At 65.1% G+C, this 25,992-nt stretch carries 25 protein-coding genes and 1 pseudogene; 15 read left to right on the forward strand and 11 right to left on the reverse strand.

Features of this window, described 5'->3' with window-relative positions; translation table 11 throughout:
* Positions 1 to 314: 314 nt before the first annotated feature.
* The 6 genes from CP556_RS15485 (at position 315) to CP556_RS15510 (ending at position 5,296) form a co-directional block, all read left to right on the forward strand.
* A complete protein-coding gene (locus CP556_RS15485; RefSeq protein WP_255291479.1) occupies positions 315 to 644 on the forward strand; it encodes an MMPL family transporter in 330 nt (109 codons plus the stop codon).
* A 105-nt stretch (positions 645 to 749) separates the two neighbouring features.
* Positions 750 to 1,097: an ArsR/SmtB family transcription factor gene (locus CP556_RS15490; RefSeq protein WP_098726427.1), complete on the forward strand. Its 348-nt coding sequence runs from the start codon at positions 750 to 752 to the stop codon at positions 1,095 to 1,097.
* On the forward strand, positions 1,094 to 1,405 hold the full coding sequence (locus tag CP556_RS15495; protein WP_098726428.1) for a DUF7521 family protein: 312 nt from the start codon (positions 1,094 to 1,096) through the stop codon (positions 1,403 to 1,405). Before CP556_RS15490 ends, CP556_RS15495 begins: the two co-directional genes overlap by 4 nt.
* A 466-nt stretch (positions 1,406 to 1,871) precedes the next feature.
* On the forward strand, positions 1,872 to 2,255 hold the full coding sequence (locus CP556_RS15500) for a universal stress protein (protein ID WP_098726429.1): 384 nt from the start codon (positions 1,872 to 1,874) through the stop codon (positions 2,253 to 2,255).
* Positions 2,256 to 2,347: 92 nt separating this feature from the next.
* The gene (locus tag CP556_RS15505; protein WP_098727430.1) at positions 2,348 to 3,526 is read left to right on the forward strand and encodes a DegT/DnrJ/EryC1/StrS family aminotransferase; all 1,179 of its coding nucleotides are present in this window, start codon (positions 2,348 to 2,350) and stop codon (positions 3,524 to 3,526) included.
* A 216-nt stretch (positions 3,527 to 3,742) separates the two neighbouring features.
* Positions 3,743 to 5,296, forward strand: a complete 1,554-nt coding sequence (locus CP556_RS15510) for an NAD-dependent epimerase/dehydratase family protein (RefSeq protein WP_098726430.1) — start codon at positions 3,743 to 3,745, stop codon at positions 5,294 to 5,296.
* 112 nt (positions 5,297 to 5,408) lie between these two features.
* Here CP556_RS15510 and CP556_RS15515 read toward each other — a convergent pair whose 3' ends face one another.
* The 3 genes from CP556_RS15515 to CP556_RS15525 form a co-directional block, all read right to left on the reverse strand.
* The gene (locus tag CP556_RS15515) at positions 5,409 to 6,203 is read right to left on the reverse strand and encodes a VOC family protein (RefSeq protein ID WP_098726431.1); all 795 of its coding nucleotides are present in this window, start codon (positions 6,201 to 6,203) and stop codon (positions 5,409 to 5,411) included.
* A 48-nt stretch (positions 6,204 to 6,251) separates the two neighbouring features.
* Positions 6,252 to 7,976, reverse strand: coding sequence for a Na+/H+ antiporter NhaC family protein (locus tag CP556_RS15520; RefSeq protein WP_098726432.1), 1,725 nt, complete (start codon positions 7,974 to 7,976; stop codon positions 6,252 to 6,254).
* 139 nt (positions 7,977 to 8,115) lie between these two features.
* Entirely contained in the window at positions 8,116 to 9,228 is a 1,113-nt protein-coding gene (locus CP556_RS15525; RefSeq protein WP_098726433.1) for an OBG GTPase family GTP-binding protein, read from the reverse strand.
* A gap of 240 nt (positions 9,229 to 9,468) precedes the next feature.
* Between CP556_RS15525 and CP556_RS15530 the strand changes: the two genes are divergently transcribed.
* Together CP556_RS15530 and CP556_RS15535 are read left to right on the forward strand one after the other, a co-directional pair.
* Positions 9,469 to 11,115: a hypothetical protein gene (locus CP556_RS15530; protein ID WP_098726434.1), complete on the forward strand. Its 1,647-nt coding sequence runs from the start codon at positions 9,469 to 9,471 to the stop codon at positions 11,113 to 11,115.
* Positions 11,116 to 11,310: 195 nt separating this feature from the next.
* On the forward strand, positions 11,311 to 11,514 hold the full coding sequence (locus CP556_RS15535) for a VNG_1110C family protein (protein WP_098726435.1): 204 nt from the start codon (positions 11,311 to 11,313) through the stop codon (positions 11,512 to 11,514).
* A 75-nt stretch (positions 11,515 to 11,589) separates the two neighbouring features.
* On the opposite strand, the gene CP556_RS15540 is transcribed toward CP556_RS15535, so the two are convergent.
* Positions 11,590 to 12,957, reverse strand: coding sequence for a tRNA(Ile)(2)-agmatinylcytidine synthase (locus CP556_RS15540; protein WP_098726436.1), 1,368 nt, complete (start codon positions 12,955 to 12,957; stop codon positions 11,590 to 11,592).
* Positions 12,958 to 13,121: 164 nt separating this feature from the next.
* On the opposite strand from CP556_RS15540, the gene CP556_RS15545 reads away from it, so the two are divergent.
* A complete protein-coding gene (locus tag CP556_RS15545; RefSeq protein ID WP_098726437.1) occupies positions 13,122 to 14,087 on the forward strand; it encodes a transcriptional regulator in 966 nt (321 codons plus the stop codon).
* Between the two features lie 71 nt (positions 14,088 to 14,158).
* A complete protein-coding gene (locus CP556_RS15550; protein ID WP_255291480.1) occupies positions 14,159 to 14,356 on the forward strand; it encodes a hypothetical protein in 198 nt (65 codons plus the stop codon).
* Between the two features lie 55 nt (positions 14,357 to 14,411).
* Here the strand turns inward: CP556_RS15550 and CP556_RS15555 are convergent, their stop codons facing one another.
* Complete coding sequence (locus CP556_RS15555) at positions 14,412 to 14,669, reverse strand: glutaredoxin domain-containing protein (protein WP_098726438.1); 258 nt, start codon at positions 14,667 to 14,669, stop codon at positions 14,412 to 14,414.
* Between the two features lie 129 nt (positions 14,670 to 14,798).
* Positions 14,799 to 16,235, reverse strand: a complete 1,437-nt coding sequence (locus CP556_RS15560; protein WP_098726439.1) for an NCS2 family permease — start codon at positions 16,233 to 16,235, stop codon at positions 14,799 to 14,801.
* A gap of 239 nt (positions 16,236 to 16,474) precedes the next feature.
* On the opposite strand from CP556_RS15560, the gene CP556_RS15565 reads away from it, so the two are divergent.
* Positions 16,475 to 17,137 carry a potassium channel family protein gene (locus CP556_RS15565; protein ID WP_098726440.1) on the forward strand — a complete coding sequence of 221 codons (663 nt, stop codon included), beginning with the start codon at positions 16,475 to 16,477 and terminating at the stop codon, positions 17,135 to 17,137.
* Between the two features lie 400 nt (positions 17,138 to 17,537).
* Here CP556_RS15565 and CP556_RS15570 read toward each other — a convergent pair whose 3' ends face one another.
* Positions 17,538 to 18,692 carry a DNA methyltransferase gene (locus CP556_RS15570; RefSeq protein WP_098726441.1) on the reverse strand — a complete coding sequence of 385 codons (1,155 nt, stop codon included), beginning with the start codon at positions 18,690 to 18,692 and terminating at the stop codon, positions 17,538 to 17,540.
* 119 nt (positions 18,693 to 18,811) lie between these two features.
* On the opposite strand from CP556_RS15570, the gene CP556_RS15575 reads away from it, so the two are divergent.
* Together CP556_RS15575 and CP556_RS15580 are read left to right on the forward strand one after the other, a co-directional pair.
* Positions 18,812 to 19,801, forward strand: a complete 990-nt coding sequence (locus CP556_RS15575; RefSeq protein ID WP_098727431.1) for a calcium/sodium antiporter — start codon at positions 18,812 to 18,814, stop codon at positions 19,799 to 19,801.
* Positions 19,802 to 19,903: 102 nt separating this feature from the next.
* Complete coding sequence (locus tag CP556_RS15580) at positions 19,904 to 20,953, forward strand: glutathione S-transferase family protein (RefSeq protein WP_098726442.1); 1,050 nt, start codon at positions 19,904 to 19,906, stop codon at positions 20,951 to 20,953.
* A 33-nt stretch (positions 20,954 to 20,986) separates the two neighbouring features.
* On the opposite strand, the gene CP556_RS15585 is transcribed toward CP556_RS15580, so the two are convergent.
* From CP556_RS15585 to CP556_RS15600, 4 genes are all read right to left on the reverse strand, one after another.
* The gene (locus tag CP556_RS15585) at positions 20,987 to 21,313 is read right to left on the reverse strand and encodes a DUF7535 family protein (RefSeq protein WP_098726443.1); all 327 of its coding nucleotides are present in this window, start codon (positions 21,311 to 21,313) and stop codon (positions 20,987 to 20,989) included.
* A 97-nt stretch (positions 21,314 to 21,410) separates the two neighbouring features.
* A complete protein-coding gene (locus tag CP556_RS15590; RefSeq protein WP_098726444.1) occupies positions 21,411 to 22,214 on the reverse strand; it encodes an NAD-dependent epimerase/dehydratase family protein in 804 nt (267 codons plus the stop codon).
* Between the two features lie 226 nt (positions 22,215 to 22,440).
* Complete coding sequence (locus tag CP556_RS15595; protein ID WP_098726445.1) at positions 22,441 to 23,517, reverse strand: alcohol dehydrogenase catalytic domain-containing protein; 1,077 nt, start codon at positions 23,515 to 23,517, stop codon at positions 22,441 to 22,443.
* 182 nt (positions 23,518 to 23,699) lie between these two features.
* Positions 23,700 to 24,965: a DUF7405 family protein gene (locus CP556_RS15600; RefSeq protein WP_098726446.1), complete on the reverse strand. Its 1,266-nt coding sequence runs from the start codon at positions 24,963 to 24,965 to the stop codon at positions 23,700 to 23,702.
* A 207-nt stretch (positions 24,966 to 25,172) separates the two neighbouring features.
* On the opposite strand from CP556_RS15600, the pseudogene CP556_RS27155 reads away from it, so the two are divergent.
* Together CP556_RS27155 and CP556_RS15610 are read left to right on the forward strand one after the other, a co-directional pair.
* A pseudogene (locus CP556_RS27155) lies at positions 25,173 to 25,277 on the forward strand (DNA protection protein DPS); the annotation flags it as partial.
* A gap of 168 nt (positions 25,278 to 25,445) precedes the next feature.
* On the forward strand, positions 25,446 to 25,892 hold the full coding sequence (locus tag CP556_RS15610; protein ID WP_098726447.1) for an SRPBCC domain-containing protein: 447 nt from the start codon (positions 25,446 to 25,448) through the stop codon (positions 25,890 to 25,892).
* Positions 25,893 to 25,992 lie beyond the last annotated feature (100 nt).

Raw genomic sequence — 25,992 nt, forward strand, 5'->3', positions numbered from 1 at the left:
GTATACAAAACTTCACGGTCGAGCGAACGCCGCTCGCTACGAGTACCGGTTCTTGCCGGACTCGATCCCGGACTGCATGAATTGCGCTAAAATCCGGCCGATACTGCTCCCGGCCGTCCACATCGCTTCTTCGGCGACAGTATCGCCGTCCGTCGGCTTCCTCTCGAACGCGGCCAAAGCGACGATCCACCGCGACGACGGCGAGTATCGAGCGCTCCGTCTCTCGGTGGGGCTCTCCGGCGGGGCGGATACCGGAACCGTCACGGACGAGATGCGGGGGGATCGCGTTCACGCCCGAAACGGCCATCATCGCCGTGATCGGGATCGGGATCGGCGTCGACTACGCCATCCGTATCGGCGAACGGTTCCTCGAGGAGTACCGCGGCGGCGGCAGCGATCACATCGCGTCACTTCGACGGACGGTGCGCGGAACCGGCGGCGCGTTGCTGGCCAGCGCCACGACGACCGCGGCCGGGTTCGGCGTGCTCGCGCTCGTCCCGTCGCTCCAGCGCTTTGGCATCATCACGAGCGTCGCGATCGGATACGCGTTCCTCGCGAGCATTCTCGTCCTGCCGAGTTTGCTCGCGGTCTGGGCGATGAACACTGGCGACGCCGATACGGACGCGGACGCTGACACCGCCTGAGCACGCCGAGCTCTCGTTGGTGGCCACGACGGGTTCAGGAGTCTTTTCTCACCCAGAAAAACCGGACCGCTTTTCATAGTTATACCGAAACGAACAACTATACCAGTGAGTGAGGACACCGACTTGTCGACGCTGCTCGCGGTGCTCGACGACGAGTACGCACGTGAAATCCTCACCCATACGAGCGTCGAACCCATGTCTGCCAGTACCCTGAGCGAACGGTGTGACGCCTCCCTCCCGACGATCTATCGGCGACTCGACCGACTCGAGGAGTGTCACCTCGTTACCGAAGAGACGGAACTCGCGCCGGACGGCAACCACTACAGCGTCTACAGTGCGAACCTCGACCGGCTGGAACTGTCGCTGGACGAGGGCTCGTTCTCTCTGGAGTTGACCTACCGCGAGGAAGACGTCGCTGACAAGTTCACGCGTATGTGGGAGGGGATGCGATGAGTCGGAACGTCGTGCGGGTCGACGAAGCGACAGTGTTCGAACTGTTGACCGTCGCGAGTCTCTTCCTCGTCGCGCTCTTCGGGACGCTCATCGCCTATCAGGCCTACCGTGGGTATCGCCGGAACGGCGCCCGCTCCATGCTGTATCTCGCGCTCGGGCTCCTCCTGTTGACGCTGTTCCCGTTCCTGCTCAACGTCGTGGTCACGACGCTCGTTGATCCCGAGCAGGTCGTCATCGCGCTACTCGAGAACGTGAGCCGGCTGCTCGGTCTCGTTGCGATCACCTATTCGTTGTACGGGCATCATTGACGACACCGTGGGAAGTACGGGTCATCACTGACGGCAGCGCCGAGAGTACGGTCACCAGTAGCGGACGACAGTACCGTCGAGAAGCGAATCGGGCCAACGGGATTTCAGTACCGCGAGCGACGGGAGCGGGCCGAAGCGAGCCACCGACGGTCGAATCCTGCCGGCAGCGAGAAGGGGCGGCCGACGCAACGCGGTCCCGCGGGAGGGGGATTGCGGGACGGCGTGGGACGTGCGTCGCGACCCCTGGGACGATCGGATTCAGGGAAGTCCGGGGGACCACCGAGGCGTGTGGGAATGGCCTCTCTCGTCCCCCGTGCGTTCGTGACAGTGCCGTCGTATTAGTGATGCGAGCGCGTTTTCTGGGTCGGAAAATACGGCGTCCTTCCGGATCGGAAACGACCGCGTCCCGCGGCGGCTCGGCGTCACGTTCCGGAGCTTTCTTCGAGATCGACGGCGTCGATCCGTTATGCACTATCTCGCGGGAACCGACTCCGTCCACACGACGGCGGCGATCTGTGACTATCTCGACGAGCGAGCGACGGGCGACGACACCGTGACCGCGATCGCGGTCGTTCCGGCCGACGATCCAACGGCGCGCCGCGACGGCGACGAAGCGCTGAACGTGGCTCCCGTTCGACTCGCTACCGTCGGCGACGTCGCGACCGAGCGCCGCTCCGGTCCCCCCGCGGACACGCTCGCCGAGGCAGCGAGGGAGTACGACGTCGACGAAATCGTCATCGGCGCACACGGCGGCGATCCCGATGCGACGCGCGAACTCGGTTCGACCGCGCGACGGCTCCTCGAGGGCGCGACCCGGCCGGTCGTCGTCGTTCCGATCCCCGAACTCTGAGTTCGAGCGCTCAAGTAGGGGCCGACGAAACACCAGTTTTCCGGACGGTAACGAACGTCTACTTAATTCATCGCTCGATGACGGACGAGTCGATGAGCGATTCGATACCGTTATTCGAAATTCCGTGGGGCCAGCGGGACGTGGCCAACGCCGTCGATTCGATCACTCGAGGGAGCCACTGGGCGAACGGGCCGTACGTCGAGGTGTTCGAAGCGGGCCTCGAGGAGTATCTCGGCGTCGAACACGCGGTGACGGTCAGTTCGGGAACGACTGCACTGGTTGCCGCGCTGACCGCTCACGGCGTCGGTGAGGGCGACGAGGTGATCGTCCCCTCGTTTACGTTCATCGCGACGGCGAACGCCGTACGACGGGTCGGTGCGCGCCCGGTGTTCGCGGACATCCAGCGCGCTGCCTACGGGCTCGACCCGGACGCCGTCGCCGACGCGATGTCCGACGAGACGGCCGCGATCGTTCCCGTCCACCCCTACGGTGCCGCCTGCGAGATCGACGCACTCACCGAGTTGGCCGCCGACGCCGATATCCCGCTGATCGAGGACGCGGCCGAGGCGTTCGGGGCCGATTACGAGGGGAAACTCCTGGGGACGTTCGGGGAATCCGCAGCGTTGAGCTTCTGCCAGAACAAGATCCTTCCGACGGGCGAGGGTGGTGCTGTCGTCACCGACGACAATGGGATCGCCCGTCGGGTCAAACGGTATCGATCCCACGGTCGTGCGTCGGACGAGTACTTCCAGTCGGCCGACAGCGGCGAGTACGTCGGCGTCGGGACGAACGTCCGGATGTCCGATCTCGTCGCGAGCATCGGGTGCGCCCAACTCGAGAAGGTGGAGGCTAACATCGCCGGCCGGCGACGCGCGGCCGAACAGTTGTCGGCGGGACTCGCCGACGTTCCCGGTATCGAACCGCACGCGGCCGCCGGTCGCGGCCGGCACGTCTATCAGCTGTATACGGTCACGCTCGAGGCGGATATCGATCGATCGGTCGTTATCGACACCCTGACCGAGCGAGAGATCGCGTCGAAAGTCTACTGGGAACCCGCCGCCCACCAGACGGAGGCCTACAGCGAGGAGAACGGCGAGTCGGCGTCGCTGCCGGTTACCGAGGACGTGGCCGGTCGCGTGCTTTCCCTCCCGATTCATCCCGAGTTGCGCTCCGCGGAGGTCGATCGGATCGTCGCCGGCGTCAGCGCGGGCATCGAACGCGGACGGTCTACTGCGCCGCGTCTCGAGGCTCGAGACGCCCGGCCGAAGTGAGATGACGGGTCGAAGTGAGACGCCGGGTCGAAATGAATTCGATCGCCGCTCGAGCGGTTCGATCGTTCCGGCCGATTCGGACCGAAACCGTGTCCGTTGGCGGCCGTTTTGCTATCAAAACGTATCCATAACAAAGGGGTACCGTCAGGGTAGACTGAACAAGCCGTGTCGGCGTCGGTGTCCGACCGACCACGGACGGCAGTCGATAACGCAACCATGAGATGGCCAGTCACAGCAGACGAAGGGATGTCGATCCGCGACGCGATGGCCCGGATCGATCGCTCCGGATCGGGAGGTATCGTCGTCGTCGACGAGGAGAATCGGCTCGTCGGGACCGCGACGAACGACCGTCTCAGACGGAAACTTCGTTCGGGGATCGCACTGGAGACGCCGCTGTCGGCCGTCGTTGACGACGATCCGACCGTCCTCGATGCGGACGAAACGAGTCGTCGGATCGGCGGACTGCCGAGTTCGAAGACTGAGGCCGATCGAAACGGGTCCGCGGCGAGTGGGGATCGACCCGACGCGACGGCGGGGGATCGGACCGGCACTGCAACGACGGGAGACCGGATCGGATTCGCGATGGAACGTAACCGGACCGGCTCCAGCGTGGTCCCGGTCGTCGACGGGGACGGCGGCGTCGACGTGGCCGCGGTGGCCGACGACGACCGACCGCACGATGGGGGAATCGATCCGACTGCCGTCCAGACGGTCCTCGTGGTCGGCGGTGCGGGGTATCTGGGATCCGTTCTCTGCCGCCAACTGCTCGACGACGGGTTCGACGTCCGCGTGCTCGATCCGCTGTTGTACGGTGATTCCGGAATCGCCGACCTCCTCGAGCTCGATCGATTCTCGGTGATCCGGGGCGACGCCCGATCGGTCGAGACGGTCGTCGACGCGGTCGCGGGAGTGGACGCCGTCGTCCACCTCGGCGGCATCGTCGGCGACCCCGCCTCCGAACTCGATCCGCAGAAGACCCTCGAGTACAACTATCACTCGACGCAGTTGCTGGCGTCGCTGTGCAAGTACTATCAGATCAATCGCTTCCTGTTCGCGTCCTCCTGTAGCGTCTACGGGCGGGCCGAAGCCGACCACGGGCGCTGCACCGAAGACGCGCCGCTCAACCCCGTCTCGCTGTACGCCCGGTTGAAGATCCAGTCCGAACAAGTACTTCGTTCCTTCGCCGATGGGAACTTCTCGCCGACGATTCTCCGGATGGCGACGATCTACGGTCGCTCGCCCAGAATGCGATTCGATCTCGTCGGGAACGTGCTGCCCGCCAAGGCCTACCACGAGGGAGTCATTCCCGTCTTCGGCGGCGATCAGTATCGGCCGAACGTCCACGTCGACGACGCCGCACGCGCCTACGTCGATTGCCTGACTGCGCCCATCGAGGACGTCGGGGATACCGTCTTCAACGTCGGGTCGACGCTACAGAATTACCGGATCGACGAACTCGCGACGATCGTCTCCGACTGCTTCCCCGACGCCACAATCGAGTATCACGACGATCGGACGGACGACCGAAGTTACCGGGTCGCCTTCGATCGGATCGCCGACGCGCTCGGCTACGGGGCCGACGTGACCGTCCGCGATCACTGTCAGGAGCTCCGAGCCGCGTTCGAATCCGGCGAGTTCACCGACTACACCGCCGATCGCTACAACAACTGTGCGTCCCTCGAGGGGCTCGACGAGTTCGAACGGACGACGGCGGTTCCCGACCACCACGAGCCGCCCACGCAGGAGACGCTGCCCTCTACTGGCGTGTGACGGGTTCGAGAGCCACTCGAGACGCTTCTCCCGATTCAGTCCGCGACTCCGTGGCACCGCTGCACTGACCGACGGGATCGGTGGGTAAGCGAGCGGAGAACGAGAATCTCGTCTAGAACGGGAACAGCGAGTCGGCCTCGAGGTCGCGCTCGATGAGTTCGATTTCGTGTCCGTCCTGGTCTTTCGTGAACGCGTACATGTTATCGCAGCTCTCGGGATCGCGGTAGTCCGCGGCTTCCCGCGTCATGAGCCGCTCCCAGTCCTCCTCGAGGTCGTCGATGCGGAGACAGAGGTGGCCCCAGGCGTCGCCCATCTCGTAGCTGCGGCCGTCGTAGTTGTAGGTGAGTTCGACGGACATCGCCTCGGGGGCGGCGTCTTCGGGTTCGACGAAGTAGTTCGCGAAGGTGTCGGACTCCCAGCGGCCGACCTCGTCGTACTCGAACTTTCGGGTCCAGAAGCCCAGCGCCTCGTCGGCGTCCTCGACGCGGATCATGGTGTGATCGAGCGACCACAGCGCGCCCTCGTCGGGGTCGCGCTGGACGATCTCGATCTCGTGGCCGTCGGGGTCTTTGACGAAGGCGTAGCTCCCACCGCAGGACTCGGGGTCGCGGTAGTCCTCGACGCCCTCGTCCAGCAGCTGCTGGTAGTAGTCCTCGAGTTCGCCCTCCGGAACCCGGACCGCGATGTGGCCCCAGGCGTCACCGACCTCGGGCTCCTCGCCGTCGTTGTGTGTAATCTCGAGCATCGCCCCGTCCTCGTGCACGTCTTCCGGCCCGAGGTAGACGATGGTGAAGTCGTCGCCCTCGAAGCGATCCTTCTCCTCGTACTCGAGATGGGTCTGATACCACTCGAGCGATTCCTCGAGGTCAGCGACGCGGATCATCGTGTGATCGAGCGTTCCGTCCATACGCGAACGGACGCCTGCGCGCTCCAAAAAATTGGCGAAGGCGGCGGTCTAGCCGGACCGCTCGGTCGAATCGGCGTCGACCTCGGCGTCTCGTTCGGCGAGGTCGGCGGCCGGGTTCGTCGGGACCGGCTCGAGCCCCTTTCGGTCGGCGTCGAGTCTCGAGAGGCCGACGACGAGTCCGACGAGAGCGACGACCCCCAGGGGCAGGAAGACGATCGGCGGCACGCCGAGGTAGCCGTTGAGCAGGTAACAGCCGACGACCACGCCGAAGACGGTCAGGGCGTAGGGCAGTTGCGTGCGGACGTGATCGATCAGGTCAGCGCCGCTGAACGTCGCCGAAAGCACCGTCGTGTCGGAGATCGGCGAGGCGTGATCGCCGAAGATCGCCCCGGAGAAGACGGCTCCGACGGCGACCGGTACGAGTTCGAACCCGGTCCCGAACTCGTAGGCGACCTGGATGGCGATGGGCGTCACGAGTCCCATCGTCGCCCAGGACGACCCCATGGTGAACGCGACGAACGCGGCGACGAACAGGACGAGAACGGGGAGCAACTCAGCCGTGATGTAGGGTTCGGCGACGCTCGCGACGAATTCGCCGGTGCCGAGCGTCTCCGCGACGCTGCTGATCGTCCACGCGAGCACGAGGATCGTCACCGCCGTCAGCATGATACCGAAGCCGTCGATGACAGTATCGACGCCGTCGCCGATATCGAACAGGCCGTAGGCCAGTCCGATCGCGATCGCCGAAGCGACCATGGCGAACGAGCCCCAGATCAGCGCCGTCGCGAAGTCGCCCGCACCGACGATGTCGATCAGCACCTGCGTGAGCCCCGTGTCGTCCACGGCGGCACCGACCGCCGTCGGCGCTCCCGCCTCGGCCTGGCTCGAGAGCCACGACTGGTACCCGGTCCAGAACGCGCCGCCGAGCGTCACTGCGATCAGGACGACGACGGGCGCGAAGAACGTTCGGAGCATCGGCCGGTCGTCGATCGGCACCCCCAGATCTTCCTCGACCTTCTGGAGCGGCTGTGCGCCCTCGCGGTTGACCGCCCCCGTCGTCCGTGACCGATGCTCGGCATCCAGCATCTCGCCGTAGTCCCGGCCGGTGTAGACGACGATCCCGACCATGACGATCGCCAGCAGCGCATAGGTGTTGTAGGGAATCGAGCCCACGAACGTCGCGAACGCCGTCGGTGCCTCGTCCGCGACGCCCATGTCCTCGTAGGCGCTGCTGATCAGCGACAGCTGAAACGCGACCCAACTCGAGATGCCAAGCGTCGCGACGGGCGCGGCCGTCGAGTCGACGATGTACGCGAGCTTCTCGCGGGAGACCCGCAACTCGTCGGATATCTCGCGCATCGTACTCCCGACAATGGCCGTGTTGGCGTAGTCGTCGAAGAACATGGCGAGTCCCAGGCCCCACGTGGTCAGCCCGACGGCCCGCTGGGACTCGAGGTGTTCGGTCGCCCACTGGCGGACGGCGATCGCGCCACCGAGCCGCCAGATGAGCGCGACGCCGGAGCCCAGCAGCAGCGTAAAGAGGAGAATCTGGACGTGAAAGCCGTCGTCGACGATGATCGCGCTGACGATCCAGTCGAAGGTCTGTGCGATGCCGAGGCCCTCGGTGTGGATGATCGCCCCCGACCAGATGCCCAGAAACAGGGAGAGCATCGGCCGACGGGTTACGATCGCGAGGACGATCGCGAGCACCGGCGGCACGAGTGAGAGCGCCCCGGACTCAATCAGCTGCGAGAGCCACCCGAAATCAACCATAGCTACCTAGTCTTCGGGCTGCCGGATATTCTTGATCGTTCCGATCCGAATAGTGTCTATTCACCGACTATGCCCGGTTGAATACCGATAGCAGGTAAGGCACGATTTCGTCGCTCTCGAATCGTCCGATACCGCCCGGTTACCGACGCAGAATCAGCTTCAGCACGTCCTCGTCCTCGAGGACGTGATCTTTCCCGACCTGCTGTTGATCGTGGGCCGCGCTGGGGCCGGTGACCCGGGCGAAGCGGAACCGCTCTTCCATCTCGCCGCCGAGTTTCTCGATGGCCTCGCCGACGGTTGTTCCCCGCTGGACCACGAGCGGTTCCTCCCAGTCGATGCCGCGGCCGGGCTTCTCCATGTAGACCCGAATGAGGCCGAGTCGCTCCCAGATCCGATCCTTGAGCACGTCGAGGCCCTTCTCCTCCTCGGCGCTGATAAAGGTCACCTCCTCGGGGTCTAAGTCGCGCTGACGTAGCTCCTCGTCGACCGTCTCCTTGTAGCCGGGATCGATCAGATCGACCTTGTTGACGCAGGTGATCGAGGGGATGTACTCCCGATTCTCCATCAGCCCGTCGACCAGCCGGTCGATGGAGACGTTCTCTTGCAGGTTGACGACGGCGTTGACGTAGCCGTGCTCGCGGATGACCTGCTTGATCGTCTCTTCGTCCAGGTCCTGGTCGGTGCTCGAGGTGATCTTGATACCGTCTTTGATCTTCGGCCGGACCGTGACCTGCGGGGGCTCCTGATCGACGCGGATGTTGATGTCGTAGAGCTCTTCCTGGAGCCGGTCGTACTGCTCGATCTCGAACACCGAGAGCATGTAGATGATGAGGTCGGCGTTGCGGACGACCGCCAGCACCTGCTGACCGCCGCCTTTGCCCGCCGCCGCGCCCTCGATCAGCCCCGGCACGTCGAGCATTTGAATGTTCGCGCCGCGGTGGTTGAGCATCCCCGGGTTGACGTCCAGCGTCGTGAACTCGTAGGAGCCGGTTTCGCTCTCGGCGTTGGTCAGCGAGTTCAGCAGCGACGACTTGCCGACACTCGGGAACCCCACCAGCGCGACCGTCGCGTCGCCGTGTTTTTCGACGGAATACCCGCCGCCACCGCCCGATCCGGACTGCTGCGTCTCGAGTTTCTCTTTCTTCTCCGCGAGCTTCGACTTCAGCCGGCCGATGTGGGCCTCCGTCGACTTGTTGTAGGGCGTATTGGCTATTTCGTCCTCGATTTCCTCGATTTCATCCTCGAGCCCCATTTGTCAGTATGCAACCGGCCGTGCCGAAAAACCCTTTCGAGACACGCGTTGGACCGCGCGAGGCGACGGCGTCCGAACGAGTACCGCCGCGCTCAGACCGACGCTAACGACCACAGCGACCGGGCCGCCGATTCCCGTCCCCACAGACATCCCCGTCGAACTGAACACTCGTTTCCTCGAGTGCGTTCCGTTCGCCAAGGTTGTGTTAGCTATACCGTTCTGTGCCGCATCTGTTCTCGTATGCGACGGCGAGAGTACGTTACGGCAGTGGGGAGTAGCGTGGGTGCCATCGCGACGACGGGGGTCGAGAGTGCGCAGACGCAGACCCTCGAGCGAGTCGTCCCGGCGGAGCGCACGACGGCCGTCCGACCCGGCGACGGCATCGGGTTCGAAATCGCGGCGACCCCGGGAGTCGAACCGCGGGCGACCGACTGGCAGGTCGACGGATCGAACGAGCCGGACGTCACACCGGCGGATCCGTTCTATAGTTACACGTACGTCACGGGGAACCCGGCGGCCTCCGGTCAGTTCGACGAGTCAGGGACGTACGAGGTCGGCGTGACCGTCGACGGAACGACGATCACCTGGTTGGTCGAGGTCACCGAGAGCGCGCCGGCGCCACCGAGCGTCGACGCGACCTGCGATCCGGGACCGGACGCCACGATCACGGTGCGCGACGACATCGAAGTGACCGCGTCGTTGGCCGACGAATCCGGGGCGCTCCGACGGCTCTTCTGGCAGGAAGGGCGCAACGCAACGTACGTCGACAGCACTTCGCTGTCGGGGGCGACGGCGACGGTCACGTACGCGATATCCGGTCGCGACGCGATCTGGTTCATCGGCGGCTATCCGATGATGGCGTGGGTCGCCTGTCGCGACGGCCGACTGTCGGTCGCCCGCACCGAGGGGCCGTCGATCGCCGCGGTGCGCGACGTGAGGATCACCGGGACGAACGCGCCAGTCCGAGCGGGTGACGATCTCGTCGTCGACGCAGAAATCGCGATCGACGGGGACTCCACCTACCACGCGTTCGTCGAGGCGGCACCGGAGCTGATCGTCGGCCACGACCCCACGCGCGTCGACAGCGAAACGGTCGAGGTGTTCGCGGGGAACAGCGAGACGGTCCAACTTGAGTTCACGACGGCAACCGTGCGCAACACGCAGACGTTCCCCGTTCGCGTCGAGACACGTCACGCGGCATCGGAGACCGACGTCACCGTCATCGGGACCGACGACGCCGAGAGTCACGGCCACCTCGAGGTGACCGGCCTCGAGACGAACGCGCCCGTGACGGGTGGAGAACGGCTCGAGGTGACAGCCACGCTCGAAAACACCGCCGACGGGCCGGCCAGCCGTGACGTCGAACTCGTCGTTGGGGACGACCCGACGACGGTCGACATGCAGGGGGTGATCGTCGGCGCTGGCGAGACGACGACCGTCACGCTGGGGTATGAAACCTATCCCGTCGAGAACAACGACGAGTTCCCCGTCTACGTGGAGACGAGCGATGATACCGCCACACAGCAGGTGCTCGTCTACGGCCGCAGCGGGGACGATACCGGCGACGGCGGGGAACGAGACGAGGCGACGTTCGCGGTCTCGATCACCGGGACGAACGCGCCGGTGACCGGCGGCGAGTGGCTCTCGGTGACCGCCGTCGCCGAGAACGTGGGGAGCGAACCCGGCAGACACGACGTCCAGCTCGTCGTGGGCCACTCGCCGGAGGTAGTCGATACGCTCCGCGTGAGTCTCAATCCCGGCCAATCCCAGCGGCTCTCGCTCGGCTACGAAACCTACCCCGTGACCAACGACGACACCTTCCCGATCGTCGTTCGGTCGCCACACGCGAGCGACGAGCGAATCGTGACGGTCCACGGAACGGGCTGACACTGGTACCGATCGGTCCACGGAACGGGCTGACACTGGTACCGATCACCGTGGCTCGACACTCGAGCGGGGCCGCCAGATACCGGGCTACGCTTTTCTGCCGAAGGATCATGCACGGACCCCCCTCACCCGAAACCATTACCAATACCAACGAACTTCGACACACATAAGCGGTGCGCGAGGAATGAGTTCCCTATGACAAACGCGTCGCAGCTGCGTGACAGTACCCAGATCGTCCTCCCCCGGGAGACGCTCGAGGGCCTCGAAGCGCAGCTCGACGATGAGTTCACGGTCTCCGTCGTCTCGGACGGCGAGGACCACTGCCGAATCATCGGCAGCCCCGTCGAAATCAAAGCCGCGAGCGACTTTCTCGCTCGCCACGGCATCAGCGTCCGCTAACTCGTCGGCGTCAAGCGGTCGTCGTCTCACGCTCTGCAGCCCGTCTCGGACTCGTTCCGCGAGAATCGGACCGATCTACCGCTCCGGATGCGTCGGCGCGTCGAATTCGCCGCGGACGAGCGGCTTCGCGACGTGTCGGCGTGCACACGGCGGCACCTCGTACCACCCCGGCTCGAGGTCGCGCTCGAGCGATCGGTTCGCTTTCCCCGCAGCGTCAGTCCCGCAGTCCCGGCAGCGATAGCCCTGATTTCGGCCGGCGCTCTCCATCGTTCGCTCGCAGCCGGGACAGATCGGTGTGACCCGTTCGGTCCGTACGAGGTCGCGGACGGCGAACTTCTCGAGTTTGAGCGTTCCGTCGGACACTTCGCCGCAGGCGGTGATCCGGTCGCCGGCGCGCAATGCTCGCACGCGATTCCGAAAGCGCTTCGTCGGCTCGAACGCGGCGCACGCGAGTCGGTTCGCCGATTCGTCACCGGCCGTCTCGTCTGTGGCTGCACCGTCGTTAGCCGCATTGCCGTTGGCCGCACCGTCACTGACCACATCGCCATCGGTCGGCGACTCGAGAGTAACGAATACGTGTCCGCCGCGCCGCGTCTCGGGTTTGCTCGCGACCCGGCCTTCGAGCCGGTAGGCTCGACCGTCCGCGACGTCTCCGATCGCGCCGTCTTGCAGGTGAACGTCGGTCCCCTGATTGGTCACGAAGCGCTGGCTGGTGGCGACGGGTTCGCTTTCGATTCGGTCGGCGACGGCCCGGACGGCGTCCGTCTCGTCGCCACGGATCCCGTACAGGATCGGGCCGGGCGTGTGGGGGACACAGACGGTCTCGTTCTCGTCGCGGTCGACCGTGTCCCACACGTCGGGATAGCCCCACTCCGCTGCTGCGAAGACGCTCTCGTGGTTGACCTCGCGAGGCGTCCCCCAGCGCTCGGGTTCGCGGTAGGCGATGTACTCGTCGGTCCACTCCTCGAGTGCCGTCCACGCGCCGATCGCGGCCAGCGCGCCGATCCGCCCGCGGCCGTCGCCGGCGTGCCACGACTGATAGCCGTGTCGGTCGATCAGGGCCGCGGCGTCGGAAATCTCGAGGTGGTCCCGGATCGCCGCGTGCGCGAATCGACTCACGTCGTCTGCGGGAACGGCTTCGTCCGGATCGTGAGCCGCCACGACCAGTCCGGGATTCGTCCGCTCGTCGTCGGTTTCGGAACGCGCCTCGAGTCGCTCGCGAGCGATCTCGAAGGCGCGGTCGGAGTCGCATTCGGTGTGAATCGCGAGCGCGGCGTTCCCCCGCGTTTTGTACTCGACGGCGGGATTGAGCCGGACGAGGAGGAGCCTCGAGACGCTCGCCGAGTCAGCTTTCTGGAGCCGGTCTGCGATCTCTCTGGCGACGTACGTCGTACACATGCCTCGCTCGCGCGAGTCGGTATCGTCGATCCCGACGACGGTCATCGCCCGTGCTTGCACGCCGGTCGAGTAACGCCTTTCGGGATCCCCGTCGCCGCAGTCGCGCAATCACCTATATAAGTATACTCCCGATACGACCCGCAATCGCGACACGGGACACGGACATCCCGGGGAAAACGTCTTATAGGAGGAATCGCTTACAACCCCGTATGTCCCGCTCCGCACTTGTCGGTAACGTGACCGCGATGTTAGAGGACGCGGGATTCATGGTGAGTGATCGGTGTGCGATCCGACCGAAGAGTTTCGATATCGCCGCACGACGCGGTGAGGACCTCGTCCTCGTCAAGATTCTCGCGAACATCGACGCGTTCAACCGCGCGACCGGTCAGGAGATGCGACGCCTGGGAACCTACCTCAATGCGACGCCCCTGGTCATCGGCCTGCGCAGCCGCGACGAAGATCTGAAACCCGACGTCGTCTACTTCCGACACGGCGTCCCCGTCTTCAGCCCCGATACGGCGTATAACCTGTTCATCGAGGAAGTCCCGCCGCTGATTTACGCCGCCCCCGGCGGCCTCTATGTCAATATCGACGGCGACCTGCTGGCCGACGAGCGCGAGGACCGCGACTGGAGCCTCGGCCAACTCGCCAGCGAACTCGGCGTCTCCCGGCGGACAGTCTCGAAGTACGAGGACGGCATGAACGCCTCCGTCGAGGTCGCGATGACGCTCGAGGAGATGTTCGATGCCCCGCTTACGAGCCCCGTCGACGTCCTCGAGGGGGCCGACGACGTCCACGAGAGCGAGGCGACGCCGGACGATCCCGACGCGGATCCGGACGACGAACAGGTGGTCGCCGTCCTCACGCGGGCCGGCTACAGCGTCCATCCGACGGCACGGTCGCCGTTTACGGCCGTCAGCGAGGACGAGGACGACAGCGACATCGTGCTGACCGGCCACTCAAAGTTCACGAAGGCCGCGGAGAAACGCGCCCGGATCATGAGTTCGATCGGCCAAGTTACGCGCACGCAATCGGTCTACGTCGTCGACCGAGCGAAACAGGAGTCCGTCGACGGCACTGCTCTGGTCGAGCGTGACGAACTCGCGACGTTCCGGAACACCGACGAACTCCGGGACGTCATTCGAGAGCGCTCCGAGTACGAAGAAGCGGCCTGATCCGGTCAGTACTGTTCATCACGGGCGATAGTTCCTCGAGTGCTGACCGTGAGGAACGCCGCTGGAGCGGAGTGGTCTGTCGCAATCGTCAGTCGGCGCCGCGCGTTCCTCGTCTCATCATCACAGTTCTCGGACTCGTCTTCAACTACGGAACGACCGTCACGACGGCGGCCGATGCGGCGGTGTTCGACGGCGTCTCCGTCGGTAGCGGCTATCTCGTGTTCACGGTACGCAGCCTGCTTTCGAACCGATTCTGGTGGGAACCGTAATCGCTCCGCCGACAAACTGCCTGCTGAAGAACGAACTGCAATCGACTTCCAGAGTTCAGGTTGCGCCGTTTCCGTACGTTTTCTCGAGGTACGCGACGATATCGTCGCTCTCGCTCATCCCGTCGACGCCGTTCGCTTCGTCGACGATGACGGGGACGCCGGTCTGTCCGCTGACGTCCTCGACTTCGGTGCGGTCGGCGTGCGAGCGCGGCACCTCGATGGTATCGTACTCGAGTTCGAGGTCGTCGAGCTTTGATCGGACCTTTGCACAGAACGGACAGCCGGGAAGCTCGTACATCGTGATGTCTGCCATACGGCGTATTGCCGCGGAAGACGTATTATCCCACCGGTCGACCGGGCGGTTGCCGGAACCGAGGGTTCTGAGGGCCCTGCGGTCAGATCGGGAAGAACAGCCGTTGCCGACGGAGAGCGGCGGTCGACGCTAGAACGAGACCATTCCGGCGTCGACGGCGAAGAAGACGGCGAAATAGAGGATGAACGCGACGGCGAGTATCCACTGTCCGACGGAGATGTCTTCGGTTTCACCCGTCGCGGCTTTGACGAGCGGGTAGCTGATGATCCCAGCGGCGAGTCCGTTCGAGATAGACGCGGTTAGCGGCATGACTGTGATCGTCAGCCCGGCGGAGATCGCCCAGGCCGGATCCTGCCAGTCGATGTCGGTGACACCCTGCAGCATGATGATGCCGACGACGACCAGCGCGAGGTACGATGCGTACTGTGGGATGGCACCGATCAGCGGCACGATGAGCAGGGAGAGCACGAAGAGGAGGCCGACGACGAGAGCGGTGAAGCCGGTTCGCCCACCCTCCTCGACGCCGGTCGACGATTCGATGTACGTCGTCACCGTGGACGTTCCGACCATCGCGCCGAGGGTGGTGCCGATCGCGTCGGCCATCAGCGGCTTCTCGATTTCAGGGAGGTCACCGTCCTCGTCGAGGAATCCGCCGATCTGCGAGACACCGATGAGGGTCCCGGCCGTGTCGAAGAAGTCGACGAAGAAGAACGTGAAGACGACCAGCGTGAACACGAGCGGGTCGTCGGTGATCATCCCGAGGCCGTCGACGAAGCCGGCGGCCAGCGGCGTGAAGTCGTACTGGACGTTCGCGATCAGGCTTAGGATCCCGTCACTGGAAATCTGATCGTAGGTAGCGGCGGGAACGAGCGTTCCCGGGGAGACGACGTCGGCGACGGTCAGTACCCATCCAGCGACGGCAGTGGCGAGGATTCCGATGACGATCGATCCTCGAATCCCGCGAGCGTGAAGGATAAGCATCAGCGCGAGGCCGACGACCGAAAGCGCTGCGACCGCGCTCGTCGCGACGTTACCCAGCGTAACGAGCGTGTCCGGATGGTCCACGACGATCTGCATCTCCTGAAGTCCCAGAAAGAGCAGGTAGACGCCGATCCCGGCCCCGACCGCGAATTTGACGGGTTCCGGGAACAGTTCGATGATGTACTTCCGCGCGCCGACCGCCGTCAGCGCGATGAAGATAATCCCTTCCACGAAAACGGCCGCGAGCGCGACCTGCCACGGGACCCCGAGGCCGATGACGACCGTGAACGCGAAGAACGCGTTCAGCCCCATCCCGGGCGCGAGGCCGAACGGTCTGTTGGCCCAGAACGCCATGACAAAGATGGCGACCGCCGACGCGAGGATCGTCGCGACGGCGATCATCTGTTGGACTTCGCCGGCATCGTAGCCCTCGAGTGCGATCGCCTCGCTGAGAATGAGCGGATTGACGACGATGATGTACGACATCGCGAGGAACGTCGTTATTCCCGCGACCGTTTCCGTCCCGAGGTCGGTATCGTGTTCGTCGAACCCGAAGTACGTCGCGAGTGTCTCGAATGCCCCCATATTGGATGCTCGAGCATAATAACACCGATTAGTTAAATGTTCTTGTCCGAATCGGCCGGAATTTGGGCACGGACGTGGGTATCATTAAAACCCCTACATTTCCACCACTCGATTCCGCGCGGCGGTCGAACGACCGGACGAAATCCTCGCGAGTGGGGCGGGGACTCATCGCGGTTGAAACGGTGCTCCTCGAGAGTGGAGACCAACGTATTTCACCTCGGAGCGCGTACCACGGTAGCATGAGGTTTGTCATCGTGGGTTACGGTCGGGTCGGTTCGCGGACGGCGACGATCCTCGCGGAGGAGGGTCACGAGGTCCGCATCGTCGACGACAACACGGACCGGATCGAACGCGCCACCACCGACGGGTTCGAGACGGTACACGGCGACGGAGCTGACGAAGACGTCCTCGTCGACGCCGGGATCGAAACCGCGGATGCGATCGGCGCGTTCACGCCCGATCTCAACGCTAACTTCGCCGCGTGTATGGTCGGGACTCACCACGGCTGTCGGACCGTTCTCCGGATCGACGAGGACTACCGCGAGGACATCTACGAGAAGTACGCCGAGGAGGTCGACGAGATTATCTACCCCGAACGGCTCGGTGCTGCGGGCGCGAAGACCGCCCTGCTGGGCGGTGACTTTAACGTTGTCGCCGATCTCGCCGAGAACCTCCAGTTGACCGTCCTCGAGATTCGGGACGGATCGCCGGCGGTCGGCAAACGAATGAGCGAACTCGAGTTGCCCGAAACCGCACGGATCTACGCCCACGGTCGCGCTCGGGAACCGCTGACGATCCCGCTCCCGGGGACCGAACTCGAGGCCGGAGACGAGGTTGCGGTCATCACCGACGCGGATCGCGCCGAAGAGGTTCGGTCGACGTTATCGCCCGCAAACGCCTAAGTCGGGTCGTCTCCGGGCTCGAATTGGCCCTCGAACCAACCGCTGTGACTCGATCAGGCTGGTCGACGCGATAAAAGGGGGAGAGAAACGGGAGCAGGCGCGCAGGCGGATGGGGGAGGGGTGGGGAGGCCGCCTCGCGCCTGTTCCTTCCGTCGCGCCGGTGCCCAATAAAACCGCGTCAGACGATCGACTGACGAGGGTCAGACGGACCGCTGTCAGCCGGTTTCGGCGCGCCCGAATGACGGTCGTGATCCGCCGGAAGCCCGGTGCGGAAATCCGTCTCAGACGGTGCTCTCGGCGGGTGCTGTAACCCGGACTCATCAGGGTCGGCCGACGATCTTGACTCGCTCACTGTCGGCCGACGACCCCGGCTCGCTCACTGCCGGCCGACGATAGCGGCTCAGTCGTCGCTTTCGCCCTCGTCCTCGAGGCGGAAGACGAGGACGTTCTGGTGGACCATCGAGGGGACGAAGGAAAACGGATAGCCGTAGACGTGGAGGTCCTTCGTGGGGTCATACCAGATCAGGTTCGCCGCGAGGGTTAGCGGCGCGGTCGACTCGATCGCTCGCGCGAGATCCGCCGAAAGGAACTCGTAGGACTGTTCGCGGTACATATCGCCGATGAAGACGACGACGTGACCGTCCGGCGCGACGGCGTCGGTGAACTGGTCGAACTTGCCCGCCATATCGTCAAGCCAGTCGGCTTTCGTAACCCACTCTTGACGTTCCTCGGGTGATTCCGAACCGTCATCCCCGTTGGACGGTTCCGAACTGCCATCCTCGTTTGACGACTCCATGGTGGCATCCCCATCCGACGGCTCCGAATCGGCATCGACCGCCGTCTCGCCGTCTCGCTGCCCGTCGAACGAGCCCAACTTGCTCTCGCGAGTCCGGCGCTCGTTGCGCGTCTGCTCGAGTTCGTCCATGTGCCAGTAGGGGACGTCGGTCAGCAGGAGGTCGACCGAGTCGTCGGGGACGCCGTCGATCAACTCGGCACAGTCGCCGTGTCGCACGTCCCCTTCGGCCAGTGGCGGCTCGCCGCGTGCGCGACGCTCCTCGTTCTCCCGCTCGAGAACCGTCTCGTAGATTTCGATCCATCGTCTGGTCCGCTCGAAGCCGATCGCTTCCCGGAGGCCGGTGCCCTCGTGTTCGCAGAAACTCGCGCCCAACAGGGTGCCGCCGACGCCCGCGAAGGGATCGAGGACGGTGTCGCCGGCCTTGCTGAACCGGCCGATCAGCTCCGCGCAGAGTCGCGGCGGTTTCTGGCCGCCGTGTTCGCTGCGCAGGTCGTGCTGGACGGCGGGCGGGTAACCCTCGGAGATCACGGACTTCGTGGCGTACTTCCACTCCTTGCCCGTGAGGTCGTTCACCCGGTTGCGCTCGTCGTAGATCCCTCTGTCTTCGACGTAGCGCTGGTGGTCCGCGAGGTCGTCGGTATCGATCACCTCGCCGTCCTCGACCGGGAGGGACTCTTCGCGCGCTCGATCGGCGTCGAAATCGCCGTCATCGTCCGTGAATAGGCGGCTCTGGCGGTGTCGATCCCCGTCGTCTGCCATACCTCGAGTGCTCACTCGGATCGCTTAAACACCCGTGGCTCCGGTCGAACGGTCGAATCGATCGCCCCGTCCGCTTGCCCGCCGTTTTTCATGCTCCCCTTCGAATGGATCTGTTATCGATGGTACCCGTCGGTGATGTCGTCCTGTTCGGTATCAGCATTCTCGCCCTGTGGATCGGAGCGCGGCTGCTCGTTACCGGTGCCTCGAGACTCGCCAGCGCGGCCGGCGTCTCCGCGCTCGTCGTCGGCCTCACGGTCGTGGCCTTCGGAACCTCCGCCCCCGAGGTCGTCGTTTCGACCGAGGCCGCACTCGAGGGTCGAGGCGACGTCTCGGTCGGGAACGTCGTCGGCTCGAACGTGTTCAACATCGGCGTGATTCTCGGCCTTGTCGCCGTCATTTCGCCGTTTCGCGTCGCGGAAACGCTGCTCCGCCGCGACGCGCTCGCGATGGCCGCATCGACGATCGTCGCGGCCGCCGTCCTCGCTAACGGCGTCGTTTCGCGGCTCGACGGCGCGATTCTGCTCGCACTGCTGGTCGGCTATCTGGGCGCGCTCGCCGTCGCGATTCGAAGGGATACAGCTGGCGACGGTGATGAGGCCCGGCCAGAGGTGACCGGCGGAGCAACCGGTTCTCCCGACGGCCGTGACGAACGCGAGGTCCGATTCGGCCTCGAGGCCGGACGCGTCCTCGCCGGCCTGCTCCTCGTGATCGTCGGCGGACGCGTGCTGGTCGACTCGGCAGTGGGACTCGCCCTCGCCGTCGGTATCTCGGAGTGGGCGATCGGCGCGACGGTCGTCGCGGCCGGGACCTCGATACCGGAGCTCGTGACCTCCGTCGTGGCCGCCCGCGGGGACGACGTGAGTATCGCCGCAGGGAACGTCATCGGATCGAACGTCTTCAACGTCGTCGGCGTGCTGGGGATCGCCGCCGTCGTCAGACCGCTGACCGTCGACCCGGCCGTCTTCGTCGCGCTGGCGTGGCTGGCCGCACTGACCGCGTTCGCGACGGTCGTGCTCGCGACCGGGCGGTGGCTGACGCGACTCGAGGGCGTCGCGCTTGTCGTCCTCGGAGCGGGGTACTCGGTCGCGAGTTTGGTGCTGGTGTTCTAGGCCCGCTGGTCGACCGGATATCGATCGACTCCGGTCGTCGTGGAGCCCCGGTGACACGAGGGTTAGCGAGAGCCTTTGTCGTTCCGGGCCCTCTATTCGTATATGAACATGCTCGTCGACGGCGAGTGGCGAACCGATGCGCTCGAGTCGACCGACGACGACGGCTCGTTCGAGCGGCAGGAAACGACCTTCCGGAACGAGATTCGCGACGATCCGGACGCTCGATTCCAGCCCGAGGCGGGCCGGTACCACCTCTACGTCTCCTATGCCTGCCCGTGGGCCCACCGGACGCTGGTGACGCGTGCGCTGAAGGGGCTCGAGGACGCGATTTCCGTCTCGGTCGTCGATCCCTATCGCGACGAGGACGGCTGGCAGTTCACCCCCGAGAAGGCGGGCTGTACGCCGGATCACGTCCACGGCGCGGATTTCCTGCGTGAGTTGTACGTGCGCGCGGATCCGGACGCGACCTGTCGCGTGACGGTGCCGGTGCTCTGGGACAAACAGGAGGACGCCATCGTCAACAACGAGTCCGAAGAGGTCATGCGGATGCTTGACACCGAATTTGACGGAATCGCCTCACGAGACGTGGACCTCTACCCTGAGGGCTATCGTGACGAGGTCGACCGGATCATCGACGAGATCTACGAGCCAATCAACAACGGCGTCTATCGTGCGGGCTTCGCGACGAAACAGGAGCCCTACGACGAGGCGGTCGACGACCTCTTTTCGGCGCTCGATCACTGGGACGAGGTGCTGGCGGACCAGCGCTACCTCGCGGGCGATCGGCTCACCGAGGCCGACATCGCGATGTTCACGACGCTCGTCAGATTTGACAACGTCTACCACACGCACTTCATGTGTAACGTCCAGTATATCCGCGAGTACGACAATCTCTGGCCGTATCTGCGCGATCTCTATCAGACCGGCGTCGCCGACCGAAGGGAGGGGACGCCGAGCGAACGAACGAGCGTGGCGCAGACGGTGAACATGGACCACATCACGGAGCACTACTACACGACCCATCCCGACGTGAACCCGCACGGCATCGTCGCCCGCGGTCCCGACCTCGAGTTCGAAAAACCCCATGACCGCGACAAGCTTCCGGGCGGCCCGCCGTCCGACCTCGTCGCGGCCGCGAGCGCCGACGACTAACGAGGGCTCGTCCTCGAGACGGAAACGGCGGCGTTAGGATTCGGCTGCCGTCTGGTCCGCGTCCGCGTCTTCCGGTTCGGCGTCTTCGGCCTCGGTGTCTTCGGCGGCGGCGTCTTCGGGTTCGGATTCGGCGGCTTCGTCACGGTTGGAACCGGTACGGCCGGATTCGCGTCGCCAGTTCTCGAAGCTGTGTTCGAACTCCTCGTCGGCGACGAACACTTTCCAGAGAATCCACACGGGGACGAGGACGGGGATCAACGGGAGAAGAACGATTAGGAGTACTGCGCCCATAATATAGCCGAACAGGGACATCTGGGTGTTCGGCCCGTAGCCCGTCGAATCTGACACCTTAACTGACATGTGCGGTAATACGAACGTGTCGGTATTCGGTCTTTCGAATCCGTGAGTCGCCTCCGGCGACGAACGGCTCGAGGTCTCCCTTGCGACCGCCGGCGGATCAGGCCGTCTCGAGGTCGTCGCGGCCGTCCGACTCGTCGCTCAGGACCGCCTCGGCGTCGCCTTGTGGCCGGTACTCGAGAGCCTGCATGGTCTCGGCGAGCGAGAGGAACCGCTCCGAGTTGTCGGAGATTCCGTGGGTGATCAGTGGTGACTCCGGAAGCGTTGCCGTCGCGGCCGCGTCGAGCAGCCGCCGACAGTCGCCGGGGCTGAGCCACATCGCGCGGGCGTAGCGCTCGCCGGCACCGTCGCGTTCGTCGCACACTTGGCGGAGTTCGTCCCGGGTGAGCAACCAGCCGATCCGGAGGTTCACCACCTCGAACCCGTGTCGCTTGGCGTAGTACGACCCCATTGCCTCGCCGAAGACCTTCGTGACGCCGTAGAAGGTGTCCGGATCGGTCGGATCGTCCGGCCGGACGATCTCGGGGCTCCCGACCGTCGACTCGGGCCGGATCGCCGAGACGGTGTTTCGCCTGTTGACCGCGTGGTTCGAACTCGCGAAGACCACCCGCTCGAGGTCGTTTTCGACCGCGGCCTCGAAGGTGTTGGAGAGGCCGTCGACGTTCGGCCCGCGCACCTCATCCCACGACGCACGCGGCGAGGCGTTGGCCGCGAGGTGGATCAGCACGTCCTGGCCCTCGAGCGCGTCGACGAACGCCTCTCGATCGGTGATCTCGAGGGGTGTCGTGTCCAAATCCTCGGTCTCGCTGTGGGAAAAGAGCGTGAGATCGTGGTCGTCCGGAAACGCGTCGATGGCCACCCGGCCGACGTTCCCCGCCGCGCCGGTGATCGCGATGTTCGTCATACTCGAGAGACGATAACGAGGCCAAAATAGGTCGGGCCAGCGCCTTCCGGCTAGTCGGACGAGTCGGAACGGATTCCGGGATCACGAGGGTGCCGCGAGACGACGATACCCTGAAAGCCCCTTCCGGTTCCGGACTCCCGGGCCTCGCTGCGCGCTTCGGTCATTCGCTCCGCTCACTCCCTGCAGTGCTTGCGTCGTCCGGGTTCGCCCAGACCGGAAGCCCCTTTCATTCCCGCCCCGCGGCGGAACGATCGGGTGGCCGAGACGCGTTCGAAGGCCAGTTGTCGTCCGACGGTTCGACGACGAGCTTGCCGACGCTCTCGCGATCCTGCATCGCCGCGAAGGCGTCGTCGGTGTCCTCGAGCGCGTACGTCCGATCGATTTCGGGGCGTAGTCGGCCGTCGGCGGCGAGTTCGACGAGCCGTCGGAGATCGTCCTGGGTGCCCATCGTGGAGCCGACGATGCGCTTGTGGCTAAGAAAGAGGCTCGCCACGTCGATCGTGGATTCGCCGCCGGCCGTGCGGCCACAGATCGCCATCGTCCCGCCGCGGCGCATGACGGACTGGCCGAGTCCGGTGAACTCGCCGCCGAGGTGGTTGATCACCGCGTCCGGCGCGCCGATCGCCTCGACCTCGTTCCGGATCTCCTCGATATCGGTCGATCGAATTCCGTGATCGAGACCGAGTTCGCGGACCCGCTCGAGTTTCGCTGCCGACGAGGAGGTCCCGATCGTCTCGGCACCGAAAACGTCCGCAAGCTGGATCGCGGCGACGCCGACGCCGCCCGTCGCGCCGGGGACGAAAACGAGGTCGCCGGGGCCGACCTCGGCCCGCCGGAGCATGTGGAACGCGGTCATGTACGCCGTCGGGATCGCGGCAGCCGTCGTCGTGTCCATCCCCTCGGGCAACGGAACGAGCCGATCAGCCTGCACGCTGGCGGTCTCGGCGAGGCCGCCGTGGAACAAGGAGAACCGCTCGCACACGTTCTCGGGCCCCTCGCGGCAGAATCGACAGGATCCACAGGTCTCGTTCGGACAGAGAACGACCCTCTCGCCGGGCTCGAGACCGCGAACACCGTCCCCGACGTCGCTCACGACGCCGGCCACGTCGAGGCCAGTGACGAACGGGAGGTCGTCGGCGTCGACCATCGCAGAATCTCCCTCGAGGATCCAGAGATCGTGACGGTTTATCGCGCAGGCCTCGACGTTCACCAGCGCCTCGTCGGGGCCGGGTTCGGGGTCGTCTCGTTCGATCACGCTTACTCCCTCGGGGCCGATCAAGTCGGTGAAGGCTGCGGCTCGCATCACTCTCCCAGTCGGTCTCGAGGGCAAAGATCCTAGGGACTGAGCCGCCGCGGCTCGCGGTCATCCGATCGCTGGCCGACGACGCCGCGGCGCTGTTCGATGCGCTCGCGGCCAGCGGCAGTCGAACGCACGTCCCGACCGGTTCGGACTGAGTCCTCGCGAGCCGATCGTCTCGTCGCCGTTCACTCCGACGACGGATTCGGCGCGGGCAGGGACCGAAGCTCCCGTGGCGGAACGAGGTAGTTCGCTCTGTTCGTGACGCTGATGTACTGGAGAATACCGCTGTTAAACATCGGGGTATCGAGATCGGTCCCGGTCATCGCTTTGCGGGTTTTCACGAAGTCCTCGATCGATTGCTGGTGCGAGAGGAAGTGGGTTGCAGCGGTCTCGTCGTCGGTCGAATCGAAGTCGCGCCGGAGGATGATCGGTTCGCCGTCTTCGCGCGCGCGAGCGGCCTTCTGGGCGTGGCCGACAGTTCCAGTGCCGGTCGAAGCCGGGTCGCCGCCGACCTCGGTCACGCGACTCGAGTCGCCGAGATTGTGGCCGGCCCCCTCGACGAGATCCGCCGCGTTGTGGTTCGGCGAGAACATCTTGGAGACGCGCTGACCGCGGCTGTCCTGATTGTACCACTGATGCAGGTGCAACTGAATCTTCGAGAGGTGGATCGTCGTCCCGCCGGCGAACGGTCCCTCGTCGATCGTCACGCGGTCCTCGCTCGCCTGATTCTGCCTGAAGCCGGATTTGAACCCCATGAACATCGGCGCGTCCTCCGGAACGGGATCGCCGTCGGGGATGCCGTGGACGCCGGACTGATTGTCGGCCGGGAGGCCGCGGCCGATGAACCCGGTTCTGCGGTCGCGCACCTCGAAGATCCCGTCGAACGTTCCCTCGACTTCGATCCCGTTGAGTTCCTCGAGTTCACCTTTGAGAGCCTCCTCGACGCTCAGGGTGACGTGACCGTAGTCGCTGGCCACCTGAAGCAAGGCGTCGTACTCGTCGAGTTCCGGATCGTCGAACGGCGTCAGTGACGTCGGCTCGGGCAGATCAATCCCCGCGAGGTCGGCGTCGAAGCGGTCGAAGTAGGCCGGGCCGTAGGCCATCGTGAACGCCAGTCCCTCGTTACCGCGCTTGTACGCTTTCTCGAGCGTTCGGAACGCGGCCTCGAGTCGTTCGCGTTCGGCCGTCGCGTCGGCGGGACCGTCGCCGACGTACTCGAGGCCGAGCAGGAGGTGGTGTTCGGGCGGCCGAACGTTTCCGTCGTCGTCCGTCCCGAGGAACTCGTTCCACGCGTGCTGGCGATCCGGGAGCGCATCGGGGGCGAGCGTGGCCTGGGGCACGTCCTCGGTCTCCTCGCGCTGGAGGCAGGCTGACAGCGCGCTCGCACCGCCGATGGCGACGGCGCTGCGCACGAACGCGCGACGCGAGAGTCCGCGATCCGAACCGTTCATACACGACCCTCAGGGGTTGGCAACTAAGGATATTGCGGTCACACCGATTGGCCGGACGACGGACAGCCGACCGGTGGTTGTCGGGCGAGACCGACTGTCGACGCTACGTGGGTCGGTACGGCAGTCGCAAGCAAAGATTGATTCGTCGAGTTATGGGAGTCGATCGGTGGGATGTCCAACGAAAAACCACACGCGGCAGGACCCCCCTCGATGGAACGGGACGCCGAAACGAACCCGGCGGGTCATTTCGTCCGCGGGGAACCCGGCGACGCGCCGCTCTCGACGAACCGTCGGTTCAACGACAGCGCGTAGCCCGCTCGAGCCGATCGGCTCGTCACGCGCCTGCGATTCGAGGCCGATCGAGGCCCGAACCGATCGCTCCCGTGGTCGATACCGCGTCTCCTCACCGTTCCGGAGCCGTGACCGAAATCACCGACGGGTGACCGGTACAGCCATCCCCATGTGTGTACTACGTTATCTATGAACGTTGTCGAAGTGTTCGTCGAGATCGACGCGCCGCCCGATGTCGTCTGGGAGGCGCTGCTCGAGTTCGAATACTACCCGGAGTGGAACCCCGTCAGTCGGACCGTCGAGGGAATCGCGATCGACGGGACGGAGCGACGGGGCCGGTACCCGCCCGTCGATTCCCGTCGATCCCTCGACGGGCCGATGATCGTCACCGTCGAGCCGTACAGACGGCTCGCCTGGCTCGAGCGGTTCGTTCTCCCGTTCGCGCTCGATCGCTACCACGAGTTTCACCTCGTACCGATCGACGACGGGCGGCGGACGCGATTGCTACAGCGAGAGACGGTCAGAGGTGCGCTCGTCCCGCTGCTGTTCGACGAGGGGCGGGTCGAACGCGCGTTCGTCGCGATGAACGAGTCGATCGCGGCCCGTGCCGAACGACGGGCGAGGACGCCAGCGTAACCGAGACGGGTCCTCCCGTCGGGACGGTTCATTCACGTTTTCGAGCGCCGGAGAGGAGAAAATACTTATATTCCGGTTGACAATCCGGGGTCGATCCGAC

The sequence above is a fragment of the Natrinema sp. CBA1119 genome, assembly GCF_002572525.1.
GTDB lineage: Archaea > Halobacteriota > Halobacteria > Halobacteriales > Natrialbaceae > Natrinema.